General features: G+C 54.6%; 1 protein-coding gene and 1 pseudogene. Both read left to right on the top strand.

Annotation, left to right across the window (positions count from 1 at the left end; all coding sequences use genetic code 11):
- Positions 1–101: 101 nt before the first annotated feature.
- Positions 102–374, top strand: coding sequence for a hypothetical protein (locus tag NKI72_RS35380; RefSeq protein WP_352831581.1), 273 nt, complete (start codon positions 102–104; stop codon positions 372–374).
- Positions 375–394: 20 nt separating this feature from the next.
- Positions 395–546: pseudogene (locus NKI72_RS35375) on the top strand (S-(hydroxymethyl)glutathione synthase); the annotation flags it as partial.

The raw sequence follows: 546 nt of genomic DNA, 5'->3' as shown, positions 1-546 counted from the left end.
GAGATCGATCCGATGATCACCCACACGCTGAAGCTCGAGGACATCAACAAGGGCTTTGACCTGATGCATGAAGGCAAGTCGATCAGGAGCGTGGTAGTCTATTGAAGGAGGTACTGATCCGGGTTCGGATCCGATATCCGAATTTCGGCGAGTCGCTCAGTATGCAGAGCTGGCAATTCGGCGAACATCTTTGGGTAGCGCTTAGGAATAACAACCGCGTTCGCATCGACCTCGACGAGATCGACCGCGGCAGAGAAGAAATATCGTTTCTCGTGCGCGATACATATCTGAGCAAGGCGCTCAAGGTGGTAGAGCGCGTCAGGCAAGAACACCGTATGGAGAATGAAGCGGTAATCGAAACGGAACCAGCATAGAACCAAGGGAGGAGACAAAAATGCCGGAAAAACTGCATCCTAAAATCGACAATGGACTGCCACGGGAAAAGGCCGACTTTGCCGGCGGCACGCTGGTCTGCGCCTGCACCAGCAACCCGGTCAAGGTGAAGGTCAAGGGCCAGATCGCCCACAACCATGCCTGCGGCTGCAC

It is taken from the genome of Mesorhizobium sp. M0437 (assembly GCF_040321335.1).
Classification (GTDB): domain Bacteria; phylum Pseudomonadota; class Alphaproteobacteria; order Rhizobiales; family Rhizobiaceae; genus Mesorhizobium.
The sequence above is the reverse complement of the archived record's forward strand: the minus strand, read 5'-3'. Positions and strand labels throughout refer to the sequence as shown.